The 14,745-nt window shown below is 49.4% G+C and carries 14 protein-coding genes; 8 read left to right on the top strand and 6 right to left on the bottom strand.

Translation table 11 applies throughout. The features are described 5' to 3' along the window. Positions 1–17: 17 nt before the first annotated feature. A complete protein-coding gene (gene tolC / locus BZG80_RS12355) occupies positions 18–1,331 on the bottom strand; it encodes an outer membrane channel protein TolC (protein ID WP_021023395.1) in 1,314 nt (437 codons plus the stop codon). A gap of 231 nt (positions 1,332–1,562) precedes the next feature. Between tolC and nudF the strand changes: the two genes are divergently transcribed. The 8 genes from nudF to idi all read left to right on the top strand — a co-directional run bounded on the left by nudF (position 1,563) and on the right by idi (position 9,914). Then, complete coding sequence (nudF, locus tag BZG80_RS12350) at positions 1,563–2,189, top strand: ADP-ribose diphosphatase (protein WP_077660487.1); 627 nt, start codon at positions 1,563–1,565, stop codon at positions 2,187–2,189. Between the two features lie 55 nt (positions 2,190–2,244). Further along, complete coding sequence (locus BZG80_RS12345; RefSeq protein ID WP_021023397.1) at positions 2,245–2,691, top strand: DUF1249 family protein; 447 nt, start codon at positions 2,245–2,247, stop codon at positions 2,689–2,691. A 22-nt stretch (positions 2,692–2,713) separates the two neighbouring features. Beyond that, a complete protein-coding gene (gene cpdA, locus BZG80_RS12340; RefSeq protein ID WP_077669247.1) occupies positions 2,714–3,538 on the top strand; it encodes a 3',5'-cyclic-AMP phosphodiesterase in 825 nt (274 codons plus the stop codon). Between the two features lie 5 nt (positions 3,539–3,543). After that, complete coding sequence (gene yqiA, locus BZG80_RS12335; protein WP_077669248.1) at positions 3,544–4,122, top strand: esterase YqiA; 579 nt, start codon at positions 3,544–3,546, stop codon at positions 4,120–4,122. Between the two features lie 210 nt (positions 4,123–4,332). Beyond that, a complete protein-coding gene (parE, locus tag BZG80_RS12330) occupies positions 4,333–6,225 on the top strand; it encodes a DNA topoisomerase IV subunit B (protein WP_021023400.1) in 1,893 nt (630 codons plus the stop codon). 25 nt (positions 6,226–6,250) lie between these two features. Then, complete coding sequence (gene parC / locus BZG80_RS12325) at positions 6,251–8,500, top strand: DNA topoisomerase IV subunit A (protein WP_077679477.1); 2,250 nt, start codon at positions 6,251–6,253, stop codon at positions 8,498–8,500. 98 nt (positions 8,501–8,598) lie between these two features. Beyond that, entirely contained in the window at positions 8,599–9,333 is a 735-nt protein-coding gene (locus BZG80_RS12320; RefSeq protein WP_077679476.1) for a 1-acylglycerol-3-phosphate O-acyltransferase, read from the top strand. A gap of 14 nt (positions 9,334–9,347) precedes the next feature. Beyond that, on the top strand, positions 9,348–9,914 hold the full coding sequence (idi, locus tag BZG80_RS12315; protein ID WP_021023403.1) for an isopentenyl-diphosphate Delta-isomerase: 567 nt from the start codon (positions 9,348–9,350) through the stop codon (positions 9,912–9,914). Between the two features lie 54 nt (positions 9,915–9,968). Here the strand turns inward: idi and BZG80_RS12310 are convergent, their stop codons facing one another. From BZG80_RS12310 to arcA, 5 genes are all read right to left on the bottom strand, one after another. Beyond that, positions 9,969–10,361: a RidA family protein gene (locus BZG80_RS12310; RefSeq protein ID WP_077679475.1), complete on the bottom strand. Its 393-nt coding sequence runs from the start codon at positions 10,359–10,361 to the stop codon at positions 9,969–9,971. Positions 10,362–10,427: 66 nt separating this feature from the next. After that, the gene (locus tag BZG80_RS12305) at positions 10,428–10,916 is read right to left on the bottom strand and encodes an arginine repressor (RefSeq protein ID WP_021023405.1); all 489 of its coding nucleotides are present in this window, start codon (positions 10,914–10,916) and stop codon (positions 10,428–10,430) included. Between the two features lie 170 nt (positions 10,917–11,086). Then, the gene (gene argF, locus BZG80_RS12300; protein ID WP_077459922.1) at positions 11,087–12,091 is read right to left on the bottom strand and encodes an ornithine carbamoyltransferase; all 1,005 of its coding nucleotides are present in this window, start codon (positions 12,089–12,091) and stop codon (positions 11,087–11,089) included. Between the two features lie 27 nt (positions 12,092–12,118). Then, the gene (arcC, locus tag BZG80_RS12295) at positions 12,119–13,081 is read right to left on the bottom strand and encodes a carbamate kinase (RefSeq protein WP_021023407.1); all 963 of its coding nucleotides are present in this window, start codon (positions 13,079–13,081) and stop codon (positions 12,119–12,121) included. Positions 13,082–13,138: 57 nt separating this feature from the next. Beyond that, positions 13,139–14,359, bottom strand: coding sequence for an arginine deiminase (arcA, locus tag BZG80_RS12290; protein WP_025674807.1), 1,221 nt, complete (start codon positions 14,357–14,359; stop codon positions 13,139–13,141). Positions 14,360–14,745: the final 386 nt, after the last annotated feature.

Raw genomic sequence — 14,745 nt, 5'->3', positions numbered from 1 at the left:
CGAGCCTTAAGCGTGAATTAATCTTGTTTCACCAGCCCTTGGTTGATATCAAGTAAGTCTTGCTCGGTCAAGGTGCCGACCGCTTGGTGTAAACGCAAATGACTTAAAATGTAATCGTAACGTGCGTTTGATAGATTACGGTTGGCGTCATACAAACGGCGTGTCGCGTCTAACACATCGACAATGGTACGGGTGCCCACTTCAAAGCCGGCTTCTGTCGCTTCTAATGCAGAGCGAGCTGAAATCACCGTTTGTTCATAAGCACGCAGCGCGCCAATCGAAGCATTAATGTCGTTATAGAACGCACGCACATCTTTCACTGTGCTCCGGTAAGTGGACTCTAACCCCTGCGAGGCGGCCACATATTCATGTTGTGCTTTTTCAACATTGGCAGAGGTGCTGCCACCGGTGAAGAGCGGTAAGCTAAAATCAAGGCTGGCAGAGCCTTGATTGTAATCAGTGGAATAAGCATCATTGTGCTGATTATCCCTATCCGTCATCCCGTATTTGGCGCTAAACGTCAACGTAGGCAGATGACCGGTTTTGGCGAGCTTAATCTGCTCTTTGGCGGTGTCACGCGCAATGCGGTTGGCCAGCAGTTGCAGATTTTTCTCTTCTGCGGTTTTCACCAAAGCAGCGGGTTGCTGTTGCGGGTTGCTGGCACTAAAACGCGCTTTATCGAGCACGCGTAAGTCTCTCGGCGCTTGGCCGGTGATCTCACGTAAGCCTTCATAGCTGTTGGTGAGGGCGTTTTCTGCCAAGATCTCATCGGCGAGCACAGCGTCATACTGCGCTTGAGCGTCGTGCACATCGGTAATCGCTGACAAGCCAACTTCAAAACGTTGCTTGGTTTGCTCAAGCTGACGGCCCACCGCCGCTTTTTCTGCTTGAATAAACTCAAGCTTGTCCATCGCACGTAGGACATCAAAATACGCTTGCGCCACGCGCAGCATTAACCCTTGTTGCTGGGCAGCATAGGCGGCATCCAGTTGACGCGCTTGCATTTCGCTAATATCTAGATTCACCCAGCTATCACGCTTAAATACTTGTTGGCTAAGGCTGATATCGGCGGAAGTGACATCGTTATCACTTTTATCGTCGCTATCATTGCGTTGGATCGCGTAACTGGCGTTAAGTGCAATTTGAGGCAGCAAGGTGCCGCGGGTAGCATCCACGGCAGAAAACGCCGCGTCACGTTCAGCGGCCGCTTGATTAAGAGTGGGATCGCTTTGCTTCGCTTGTTGGTAAATTTGGGCGAGATCATCGGCAAAGGCTGCATTGCTTACGCTGCCGAGTGCCAAACCTAACGCCAGAGGGAGCAATTTTTTCATAGATAGAATCCCTGAATCTGTGCTATTCGATAAATATACAGTTACTAGCTTAACGCAATTATGCTTGCGTGAAACTGACAATTTCTGAGGACATTGAGTGTAAACTATCCAATTTGTAAATGGGACTTAAAAATAGTTGTAACTTTTATCAAAAAAGTTAAGTTTAAAGTTTGCAGTGAATCAGGGCCAGTGATAAGACTGCGCCGCGACAGCCTATCATAAGGAGCTAGCATGTCAGACCATCCGCCCGGACAATTTGGTCGCGACGATATCGTGATTGAAGATATCTCACCACTTTATCAAGGCTTCTTTTCTATTCAACGCTATCAGTTTCGTCATCGTCTATTTGAGGGCGGCTGGAGCGGTGCGGTGGTACGAGAGCTATTTGAGCGTGGACACGCCGTCGCGGTACTGCCGTATGATCCAGGGCGAGATGAGGTGGTCATGCTTGAGCAAATCCGCGTCGGGGCGATGGCAGCGGGAGCGACGCCGTGGCAGTTAGAAATTGTCGCGGGCATGATCGATAGCGATGAATCACCAGAGCAAGTGGCACACCGTGAAGCGCGAGAAGAAGCTGGATTGTTGTTGCAGCAAATGGAACATGTCACCCGTTATTTATCCAGCTCCGGTGGGTGCTCTGAGCAGCTCGATGTATTTGTTGCCATTGTGGATGCGAGTGATGCCGAGGGGATTCATGGTCTAGACACTGAGAATGAAGACATTCTTGTTCATCGTTTTTCTCGAGAGCAGGCGTATCAAAAAGTGGTCGATGGTGAAATTGAGAATGCAGCCTCGATCATTGCTTTACAATGGTTGGAACTCAATGCGGCGAGATTGCGTCAGAGTTATAATCGTTAAAACCGATAACCGATCGTGTACGCATTGCGCAGGCTCGAATAACAAGTAGGTACCCGTGAAAACTAATTATCGTGTCGACTTATCGGCGATGATGCGCCTTTATGAAACCAATTACGCCAAGCTTGTTCGTCTGATGCCACAGCCGGATGAGGTAGGTCGCGTCTGCCGATACGATATTCATGGTCAGGAATATGCGCTGGTGGTCCGCGAGTCGACGCGTTATACCACCTTGCTTGATATCGCACAGCTTAGTCCAGGAGACGCACCTTCGTATTTACATGCTAACCTGACTGTACGCTTGTATCACGATGCACGCGTGGCGGAAGTGTGTACCACGCAGCAGATTTCGCGTTTGAAACCACGTTATGATTACCCAAATCCGCGCATGCATCAGCGCGATGAAAAGCATCAAGTGAATGCATTTTTATCGGATTGGCTCGGCCATTGTTTGCGTCGTGGCATTAGCGCGTCTAATCCTATGTATAAATCATCGTTAAACTAAACCAGCAAAGGTACTTTCAACGTTGCAGCCTTGTCAGATAGATAACGCCCACGGCGATTGCATTCGTCTCTTGCAAATTACCGACACGCACCTGTTCGCCGATGAGCAGGGCAGTTTGCTGGGTATCAACACACTTCAAAGCTATCACGCCGTGTTAGAGGCAATCAGTGCGACATCTAAGCCTTTTGATGCCATTATTGCCACGGGCGATTTATCGCAAGATCACTCTGCATTGTCATATCGTCGTTTTGTCGACGGGATTCAGCGCTGGAAGCAGCCTTGCTTTTGGCTGCCAGGCAACCATGACTTTCAGCCTGAAATGCGCGCGGTGCTGCACTCGAACACCTTGATGGCCCGTTCGCAGGTCTTATTAGGGGATCACTGGCAAATGATCTTGCTCGACAGCCAGGTCGCGGGTGTGCCGCACGGTGAATTATCTCACGATCAACTCAAACGCTTAGATGCGGATTTAAGTGCTTATCCAGAGCGACACGCGCTCGTGCTATTGCATCACCATCCTTTGGAGGCAGGAAGCACTTGGCTTGATCAGCATAAACTGGTCAATCGAGAGGCGTTTTGGCAGATTATGGCTCGCCATCCTCAAGCGAAAGTGGTGGTGTGTGGCCATATTCATCAGGCGTTAGATATTCGTCATCAAGGCGCGCGTGTGATGGCAGCGCCTTCAACCTGTATCCAGTTTATGCCCGATTCGCATGATTTTGCCCTCGATAACCAAAACCCGGGTTGGCGCTGGCTGACGCTTTATCCTGACGGACACATTGACACGCAAGTTGAACGTGTCACCGGACGTTACTTCCGTCCTGACTTTGACTCGAGCGGGTATTAATCAACATGGCATCTGCGTTACTTTACTTACATGGCTTTAATAGCTCGCCACACTCATTAAAAGCCACGCAAATGCGTGAGTTTTGCCATCGTTACCGGCCTGATATTGATGTGTTGGTACCGCAACTCCCTAGCCATCCCGCGCCGACTATCGATTTACTTTCTGAACGGGTAGAGGCCTACAGGGAAACGCATCAACTTGGATTGGTCGGAAGCTCATTAGGGGGATTCCTCGCCACTTGGTTGAGTGAACGTTATCAATTGCCTGCTGTACTGGTGAACCCTGCGGTTCGCCCTTATGAGTTATTGCAAGACTATATTGGCGAGCAGGTTAACCCTTATACCCAAGAACATTACTACTTGGATGCCGCTGATATTCTCGCCCTGCGTGAGCTTGATGTGCCCACGCTGTCTGAGCCTTCTCGCTTTTGGTTATTACAACAAATGGGTGATGAAGTATTAGATTACCGTCAGGCGGTGGAGAAATTTAACGCGAGCAAACAGACCGTTGAGCCTCATGGTGATCATAGTTTTATTGGCTTTGAACGCTATTGCGAGGAGATACTGCAATTTCTCGGCGTCTAATCTGCTTACCACGCCAATGCTTGTCCACTCATGCTTTGACCAATGCCTTGTCCACCCATGTTTATCTGCCAAAGCGCTCTGCTAAGCGGATACTTAAGCCAACTATGACTCGGATGGCAGTTCACAGAAACTCGTGGCAATCTGGGGTCGCGCTTGACAAGCGGATCCCCCTTGCTGACCATGTCATCACATTTATTAAGCTAATCGATTATGACAGAACAAAACTATAACGCAGGATCGATAGAAGTCCTCAATGGACTCGAGCCAGTGCGCCGACGTCCGGGTATGTACACAGATACCAGCCGTCCCAACCATTTGGGGCAAGAAGTGATCGATAATAGTGTCGATGAAGCGCTAGCCGGTCACGCCAGTAAAATTGATGTCATTCTTCATGCAGATCAGTCATTAGAGGTGATTGATGATGGGCGAGGGATGCCGGTTGATATCCACCCAGAAGAGGGCGTCTCTGGGGTCGAACTGATTTTATGTAAACTCCATGCTGGCGGTAAGTTTTCCAATAAAAGCTACCAGTTTAGTGGCGGCCTGCATGGGGTGGGTATTTCGGTTGTTAACGCTTTGTCTCATCGGGTCGAGATCAGCGTTAAACGCGACGGTCAGGTGTATGACATCGCGTTCGAAAATGGCGATAAAGTACAAGACTTGACTGTCACCGGAACATGTGGACGCCGTAATCGAGGTACCCGCGTTCATTTTTGGCCCGATAGCCAATTTTTTGATTCGGACAAGTTCTCGCTTACGCGCTTGAAAACCATTTTAAAAGCCAAGGCTGTATTGTGTCCGGGCTTGACGGTGAACCTGACGGATAAAAACACCAATGAAACCATTACTTGGTGCTATGAAGACGGGCTCAAAGACTACTTAGCACACAGTGTGAAAGGTTATGAGGTACTGCCCGAGACGCCTTTTATCGGTGAATTTAGTGGCCAAAGTGAAGCCGCTGATTGGGCGGTGATTTGGCTCCCAGATGGGGGAGAGTTAACCACCGAAAGTTATGTGAATTTAATTCCAACCCCACAGGGCGGTACCCACGTTAATGGCTTACGCCAAGGTATGTTGGAAGCAATGCGGGAGTTTTGTGAATTTCGCAACCTATTGCCTCGCGGGGTCAAGTTGACCGCGGACGATATTTGGGAGCGTTGTGCCTACGTGCTCTCGGTTAAAATTCAAGACCCGCAATTTGCCGGACAAACCAAAGAGCGCTTGTCATCGCGCCAATGTGCGGCGTTTGTCTCTGGCGTGGTAAAAGATGCGTTCAGCCTTTGGCTTAATGAGCGCCCGCATTTGGCTGAGCGCTTGGCAGAAGTCTGTATCGCCAGCGCCCATCGACGGATGCGTGCCGCCAAGAAAGTGGTGCGTAAAAAAGTGGCGTCTGGCCCTGCATTACCTGGCAAGTTAACGGATTGTGCCATGCAAGATTCCAGTCGTACTGAGCTCTTTTTGGTCGAAGGGGATTCTGCAGGCGGGTCAGCCAAACAAGCGCGCGATCGAGAATTCCAAGCGGTGATGCCGCTTCGAGGGAAGATCCTGAATACCTGGGAAGTCTCAGCAGACCAAGTACTCGCCTCGCAAGAAGTACACGATATTTCGGTCGCGCTGGGGATCGATCCGGACTCGAGCGATTTATCTCACCTGCGTTACGATAAAATTTGTATCTTGGCCGATGCGGATTCAGATGGCCTGCATATTGCGACCCTTTTATGCGCATTATTTATGCAACACTTTCATGCGTTGGTCAGAGGTGGCCACGTTTATGTCGCGATGCCGCCTTTGTACCGGATTGATTGTGGAAAAGAGGTCTTTTATGCATTGGACGAGGATGAAAAGGCCGGGATCTTGGAGCGTTTAAGTAATAAGCGCGGCAAGATCAATGTTCAACGTTTCAAAGGGTTAGGGGAAATGAACCCCTTACAACTGCGTGAGACCACCATGGACCCCAATACTCGGCGCTTGGTACAGCTCACTATCGATGACGAAGAGCAAACGCAACAGCTGATGGATATGTTGCTGGGGAAAAAGCGAGCGGAAGATCGCCGCCATTGGCTGCAGCAAAAAGGCGATATGGCCGAACTTATCGATATTTAAATAACTATAACGGGATCTTATTCGCATGACAGAGGTGACTTATGATGGCGTAGAGCAGCTTGCCCTTCGCCAGTTCACTGAGGACGCTTACCTCAATTACTCGATGTACGTCATCATGGATCGCGCACTGCCGTTTATCGGCGATGGCTTAAAGCCAGTGCAGCGCCGGATTATTTACGCGATGTCCGAGTTGGGGCTTTCCGCCTCCGCAAAGTATAAAAAATCGGCCCGTACCGTTGGCGATGTGTTGGGTAAATACCACCCCCACGGGGATGCGGCTTGCTATGAAGCCATGGTGTTAATGGCGCAGCCGTTTTCTTATCGCTACCCACTGGTTGATGGGCAAGGGAACTGGGGCGCACCGGACGATCCTAAATCCTTTGCTGCGATGCGGTATACCGAATCACGTCTTTCACGCTTTTCAGAAGTGTTGCTGCAAGAGCTTGGCCAGGGCACGGTTGAATGGGGCCCCAATTTTGATGGCACCATGAAAGAGCCGAAGACCTTACCGGCACGTTTACCGCATATTTTATTAAACGGTATTACTGGGATTGCAGTGGGTATGGCCACCGACATTCCCCCACACAATGCCCGGGAACTCGCCAATGCGCTGGCGGCGATGATTGATAAGCCCAGTATGGATTTAGACGGTGTGCTTGAGTATGTTCAAGGCCCTGACTATCCGACCGAAGCTGAAGTGATCACGCCAAAATCAGATTTGAAAAAGCTCTATACCAGCGGACGCGGATCCATCAAGATGCGCGCTTTGTGGCATAAAGAAAGCAATGAAATTGTGATCACAGCGTTGCCGCATCAAGTCTCTGGTGCCAAATTATTAGAGCAAATCGCCAATCAGATGCGGGCGAAAAAGCTGCCGATGGTGGATGATTTACGCGATGAGTCGGATCATGAAAATCCAACGCGTATTGTCATCGTTCCGCGCTCGAATCGTGTTGACTGTGATCAGCTGATGGATCACTTATTCGCGTCGACCGATTTAGAGAAAAGCTATCGCGTTAACCTCAATATGATTGGCCTGGACGGTCGGCCGCAGGTCAAAGGCTTACACGGCATTTTGTCTGAATGGTTAACCTTCCGACGCCAAACCGTAAGACGTCGCCTTGAGCATCGCTTGGAAAAAGTGCTCGCTCGCCTGCATATTTTGGAGGGCTTACTCGCCGCTTACCTCAATATTGACGAGGTGATTGAGATCATCCGCAGTGAAGATGAGCCAAAGGCGGAGTTGATTCAGCGCTTCGGTTTGAGTGAGAAACAGGCCGAAGCCATTCTTGAGATCAAGTTGCGCCAGTTGGCCAAGTTAGAAGAGATTAAAATTCGCGGTGAGCAAGATGAGTTGAGCAAAGAGCGCGACAAACTCGAAACATTGCTGGGGTCAGATCGTCGGTTAAACACCTTGATCAAAAAAGAAATCCTAGCGGATGCAGAAAAATATGGTGACGACCGCCGTTCTCCTTTGATCGAGCGTGCCGAGGCCAAAGCGTTAACGGAACGTGATTTAGTCCCCAGTGAGCCCATCACTGTGGTGTTATCTGACAAAGGTTGGATTCGTCATGCCAAAGGCCATGATGTTGATGCCAGCAGCCTAAATTACAAAGCCGGGGATCAATTCCTCGATGCCGCACCGGGTAAGAGTAATCAACCTGCGGTGTTCTTGGGATCAGATGGGCGCAGTTATGCGATCGAATCGCATACCTTGCCGTCAGCACGAAGCCAAGGCGAGCCGATTACGGGTCGAATTAATATCACGCCAGGATCATCGATTCGTCATGTACTCATGGCAGATGAAAACCAGTTTATGCTGATGGCTTCCGATGCGGGCTATGGCTTTGTGTGTAAACAAGCCGATATGCTGTCAAAAAACCGCAGCGGCAAAGCCTTGCTAACGGTGCCCGCGCATGCTGAGGTGATGCCGCCTCGTCAAATCAGCCAGCTAGAAACGGATTTGATTGTGGCTATTTCTAATGAAGGGCGAATGCTGGTCTTTCCTGTGCATGAACTTCCCCAGTTGAGCAAAGGCAAAGGCAATAAAATCATTAATATCCCTGGCGCACGCGCGAAATCGCGTGAAGAAGTGTTAAGTCAGCTCTACGTTGTGCCTGACGATGTAGGGATTACTCTGCACGCAGGTAAACGGAAATTAACGTTAAAGCCAGGCGATTTAGCCCATTATCGTGGCGAACGTGGTCGTCGAGGGAGTATGCTGCCTCGAGGCCTTCAGCGCGTCGATGAGATAGACATTCTCACTGATGAATAACACAACGTCCGCCCTTGTGATTAAGGGCGGCGTGGGTGCATTTTTGTGCTGAATCCGTATACTGACTCGCCTTCTAGGCTGGCTCTTTGGAGAGAGAAATGATTTTTGTCGCGCGACTGCTGGCATTATTAATTGCCGCTGTGTTGCTGTTTGTCTTTGGCGGGCTTTACTGCTTATTAAGCCCCCGTAATCCCCGTAATTGCTATCATATCAGTAAATGGTTTGGGCGCCTCTCTCGTTTATTTGGGATTCGCTTGGAACTGCGTTTTGCCGAAGGCGCACCGCGCGAGCCCGGTGCCAGTGTTTGTATTGCCAACCACCAAAGTAACTGGGATATGGTGACCTTATCTAATGCATTAATGCCTGGCGCGGTCACCGTTGGTAAAAAAAGCCTCTTGTGGGTACCTATTTTTGGCCAGCTTTATTGGCTAACCGGCAACGTATTGATTGATCGAGCGAACCGCAGTAAAGCGATGGGGACCATTGCGCAGGTGACGGAAAAGATCCGTGCCAAGCAACTGAGCGTATGGTTATTCCCAGAGGGGACACGTTCTCGCGGGCGTGGGTTATTGCCTTTTAAAACCGGCGCGTTTCACGCCGCTATCGGTGCCAACGTGCCTTTGATCCCGATCGTATGCAGCTCAACGCATCATTTAAAAGCCAATCGTTGGAACAATGGTCATGTGATTGTTGAAGTGATGGCACCGATTTCATCTGAGGGCTACGATAAAGACAATGTTCGTGCGCTTGCTAAACACTGCCACCAGGTGATGAAAAGCAAGTTAGAACAGCTTGATGCAGAAGTTGCGGAACGTAATCAACGCGACTGCTAATTGAGGATTCAGCTATGACTTCAACCCAGCGCCACCATGTTGTGTTGGTCTCACCTAATGGTGAACCACAAGGGATCGCTGAAAAGTTGGAGGCGCATCAGCAAGGATGGCTGCATATGGCCTTCTCCGTTATGTTATTTCGATGCAACGCCAATGGGGAACGTGAGTATCTACTCCAACGTCGGGCGGCAGATAAATATCATAGTGGCGGGTTGTGGACTAACACCTGTTGTTCACACCCCAAACAGGATGAACCGATTGCCGCAGCGGCAAAGCGGCGTCTATACGAAGAGTTAGGTATTGCGCGTCCACTCAACTTTATGATGGGACCTTGGTTTGAATATCGCGCAGAGTTGGGCAACGGGTTGATTGAACACGAGTTGGATCAAGTCATTGCCTGTGAGGTGAATCGCGTCGATATGATCTTAAACCCAGATGAGGTAGAAGATTGTCGCTGGTGGCCGGAAAGTGAGGTGAGGCAGGCAGTCGCAGAGAGCCCTGAGCGATTTACCGCATGGTTTGAGCAGGTACTGACCCGGATTCATGCGATGGTTGAGTTGCCAACCGCCTCGCAGATATAAACCGAGATTGGCTGGGTGACAATTAAGCGGCGTCGTCGACGCCGCTTTTTTTCTTTAAGCGCTACGTACTGCGATAGCTTCAATTTCAATATCAACATCTTTGGGCAGGCGTGCCACTTCAACACACGAACGTGCTGGATAGTTTTCTACCCCGTGCTCGTCAAAGAATGCACCATACACTTTGTTGATATCGGCAAAGTCTTCCATGTTTTTCACAAACGCAGTGAGCTTAGCAATATCGTTCACTTTCAGTCCTGCCGCTTCGACAACCGCTTTAACATTATCCAGCGACTGGCGTGCTTGCGCCGTAATTTCTGGTGAAATCTGTCCAGTTACCGGGTTAACCGGGATTTGGCCAGAAGTAAGGATCATATTGCCAAGATCAACCCCTTGTGAATAAGGACCGATCGCTTCTGGCGCTTGTTCAGTTTGCAGTACTTGGATCATTGTCTATTCCTTTGTTAAAACGCAACACCTATAGTCTGCAACGGTTATCCAGCCAGGTAAAGCCGTTTACACGGGGGCAAGGCGATCACGGACCACTTGCTCGCAGGCACTGAGATCGCTTAAGCGGCGAGGGGCGACCAAAATGGTGTCGTTGCCGCCTACCGTGCCTAAAATTAAGGGGTGCCGGTGAAGATCGATTAAGCGTGCAATCAGTTGGGCACCGCCTGGATGTGTTTTTACCACCACCATGGCGTGGCTACAGGTGATCGCGTCAATTTGTGATCCAACCGAAGAGATCGCATACACAGGCTCCATCTCGCCACTCAGCGTATAGACTTTTTGTCCATGCGCATTGGGTACTTTGGCGACCCCCAGCTTGGATAATAACCGAGAGACAGTCGATTGGCTGACATCAAGATAGCCAAGATCCACCAGTTGCTGACGCACAGCATCTTGGGTAGTAAAGCTTTGGGTTTGGAGTAAATGCCGGCACGTTGAAAGGATATCGTCCTCTGGTGTGGCGGCTGTTACCGATAGAATTGCATCATCAACCACGGGCAACCCCTTATAATTAACGGCACTTTACTTTAATATCAGTAGATAAAACTGATGATTAGCGATTCAATCGCATATGCTATCAGTTGCGGTAAAGGGAAACCTTGATGCGTGTCACTGCGTGGTATCAAGAGGAGAAGCAGGGCGCCGTGTGACGCCCTGTTAGGGGATTAATCGCCGAGGGTGGCGACCATCACCGCTTTGATGGTGTGTAAGCGATTTTCTGCTTCGTCAAAAACGATAGAGCAGTCTGACTCAAACACATCTTCGGTGACTTCTAGTCCTTTTAGGCCGTATTTTTGTTCTATTTCGGCGCCGACGGTGGTTTCGTTATTATGGAACGCGGGCAAGCAATGCATGAATTTTACATGTGGATTACCGGTTGCTTTCACTACATCCATATTGACTTGATAGGGTTTCATCATCGCGACGCGCTCGTCCCAAGCCTCTTTAGACTCGCCCATGGAAACCCAGACGTCGGTATACAAGAAATCACAATCTTTAACGCCTTCTTGTACGTCTTCGGTGAGCGTAATGCGCGCGCCGGTTTGCTCTGCAATTTCACGGCATTGTGTCACCAATGCGTCTTCCGGCCAGAATGCTTTTGGTGCAACCAAGCGAATATCCATCCCCATTTTCGCTGCACCGACCATCAGGGAGTTTCCCATGTTGTTGCGAGCATCGCCTAGATAAGCAAAGCGCATTTCATGAAGCTGCTTACCACGGCCATGTTCGAGCATGGTCATTAAATCGGCTAAGATTTGTGTAGGGTGAAACTCGGTGGTCAGGCCATTCCATACAGGTACCCCGGCAAACTCACCGAGCTCTTCGACAATGTCTTGTCCAAAGCCACGGTATTCAATACCGTCATACATGCGGCCGAGTACGCGAGCGGTGTCTTTCATCGACTCTTTATGACCAATTTGAGAGCCGGTTGGGCCGATGTAGCTGACTTGGCCGCCTTGGTCGAACGCAGCGGTTTCAAAGGCACAGCGGGTGCGTGTTGAGGCTTTTTCGAAGATCAGAGCAATGTTCTTACCTTTTAGACGCGGCGTTTCATAACCGTTGTATTTGGCTTTTTTGAGTTCAATAGCCATGTCGATAAAGTGTTGGATCTCACGAGGCGTGAAGTCCAGTAGTTTCAGAAAGTTACGGTTGCGTAGGTTAAAAGCCATAATGGGAAATCCTCTTCGTTATTGGTCTCAGGCTTGTGCAGGAGCAGGTTGGCCGTGAGAAATATTGTTTTTATTCACTGAATGTGGACGAATACGCGTGCCCGCCTGACCGGCTAGAATCGCTAAACCATCTTCTAAAGCGCCGATGCCAACCAGTTTTCCACCTTGGCGCACAAATTCGCACGAGGCATCAATTTTAGGCCCCATTGAGCCTGCATCGAAGGTGTATTGGCTTAGATCCTCGGGCGTTGTCTCGGCGATGGCCCGTTGATTGGGTTGACCATAGTCGAGATAGACCGCCTCGGCATCGGTCAAAATCAGCAGAGCGTCGGCATTGATTTGGCGGGCTAAGAATGCGGCTGACATGTCTTTATCAATTACCGCTTCAATGCCTTTGAGTTGATCACCTTCTTTAATGACTGGGATACCGCCACCACCGGTACAAATCACTAAATGCCCCTGTTTGATCAAGCTGGCAATGGCATCATCCTCAATAATGCCAGTGGGTTGCGGGCTAGGTACCACCCGACGGAAATATTGGCCATCCGGTTTGATATCCCAGCCATATTTGTCAGCAAGCTGATTCGCTTCTTGTTGGTCATACACGGGGCCAATCGGTTTGGTCGGATTGGCAAATGCTGGATCCTTGGGATCAACCGTCATTTGCGTGAGCATACAAGACACATGTTGATCCGGTGCTAAGTTATGTAGCTCTTGCATCAGCATGTAGCCAATCATGCCTTGGGTTTCAGAGCCGAGCACATCCAACGGATAAGGGGTCACAGATTTATACTCTAACCCTTGCAGTGCCAATAAGCCGACTTGTGGGCCATTGCCATGAACCAGAACGACGTTATATTGCTCACCAATCGCCGCGATGGTTTTTGCCGCTTTGGCGATATTGGCACGTTGAATGTCGGCTTCTAAAGGTTCGCCTCGACGCAGGAGGGCGTTGCCACCTAATGCAACCACGACAGTGGGTTTATTCATAATCATACTCTCTACAGTCGTTGGGGCTGAGCGCAAGCAGGCTCAGCCCAATGCGTTTTAAATACCATCACGATGGATAGGGCAGCTCATGCAGCGCGCGCCACCCCGGCCGCGGCCCAATTCGTCACCGGGAATCGACAAGACAGTGATACCCGCTTTATCGTATTTTTCGTTGGTATAGGTATTCCGTTCATAGCCCACCACGACACCAGGACGAACGGTGAGTACGTTGTTGGCATCATTCCATTGCTCACGCTCGGCTTCAAAGCTGTCACCGCCTGTGGTAATCAGATTCAGTGGGCCGACATCAAGTCCTTTTTCAATCGCGGTCAGGAAGTAATCCTCTTCGCGAACATTGAGTTTGCCAGTGCGATCACCGGTGAGGCTCCAGCATTTGATGTCTTTGCGAATCACTTCTGGGTATACCGAGAAGGTATCTTCGCGCATATGGGTCATCACGGTATCAAGGTGCATGCATGAGCGGTGTTTAGGGAGTTCCATCGCAATCACTTGCTTGGCTTGTCCGTGTTTGAACAAACTGGATGCGAGGTTTTCTACCCCTTGCGGCGTGGTGCGTTCAGACATCCCAATGAGGACCACGCCTTTACCCAAGACAGTGACATCGCCGCCTTCGATAGTGGCATTGTCATAATCAATGTTCTCGCCACCAAAGTAGGTAATAAAGTCGCCATTGGCGAAACGTGGGTGCCATCTATAAATGGCGCGTAGATGGTTGGTTTCACGTTTACGCGCCGGTTTAGCCATTGGGTTAATCGATACGCCGCCGTATAACCAGCACGAGGTATCTCGCGTAAATAAGTGATTAGGCAGTGGATCGATAATAAAGTCTGAAGGGGCATGCATCGCTTGCAACATCGATGTTGTCGCCAGCGGAAGCTCAGAGTAGGCGAGCCCGCCTAAGAACATCGACGCTAACTCATGATGAGGAAGATCATTTAAGTAGCAGCGGATATCGTTCGCAAACGACGGACCAAAGGTATAGTCAGATATTTTTAGGTTCATCAGCCAAGCTTTGGCTTCAGGGACATCCAGCGTTTCAGCCAGCAGGTTTTGCAACAATAAGACTTCCACACCCTGGTCTCGAAGCGTTTGTGCGAACTTGTCATGCTCTTCACCTGCGCGTTCAACGGAAAGTACATCATCGAAAAGCAGGTCGTGACAGTTAGAGGGAGTGAGGTGTGTCAAAGCACGCTCAGGACGGTGTAACATCACTGTACGTAATTGACCAATTTCTGAGCCGACATAGAAGTTGTTCATCTTTCTTTCTCCGTATATCTCTGCTTGGCTTTTCATCGGAAGGGATAAATAAAAAGTGCAGATTTATTATTGGGTACAAATTCATTCTAACGCGGCGTGATAATGGAACTGGAAGTTGGATCACATTGACTCAATACATCCTAGAGAGCGGTTTTTACCCTGTGTTAATGGTATTTATGGCAGATGATTTACGTGGTCTTTAATAATTAATCACTTTTAATGATTGCTTAGCGTTTTTATTTTTTTATCTTCAGAGTTTGCGCGGACTTTTTGTTTGTTTTATGCCTATTTTATTTTGCGTGTATTAAAGCTTATGCGTCATTAATGAATGACTATCTTTTGATTTTTTTTAATTTAACAAGTACAGGCGATTTTTTGGTTTGAAT

Source organism: Salinivibrio sp. MA440 (assembly GCF_001996265.1).
GTDB classification, from domain to species: domain Bacteria; phylum Pseudomonadota; class Gammaproteobacteria; order Enterobacterales; family Vibrionaceae; genus Salinivibrio; species Salinivibrio costicola.
This window is presented reverse-complemented; position numbering and strand designations above follow the sequence as displayed.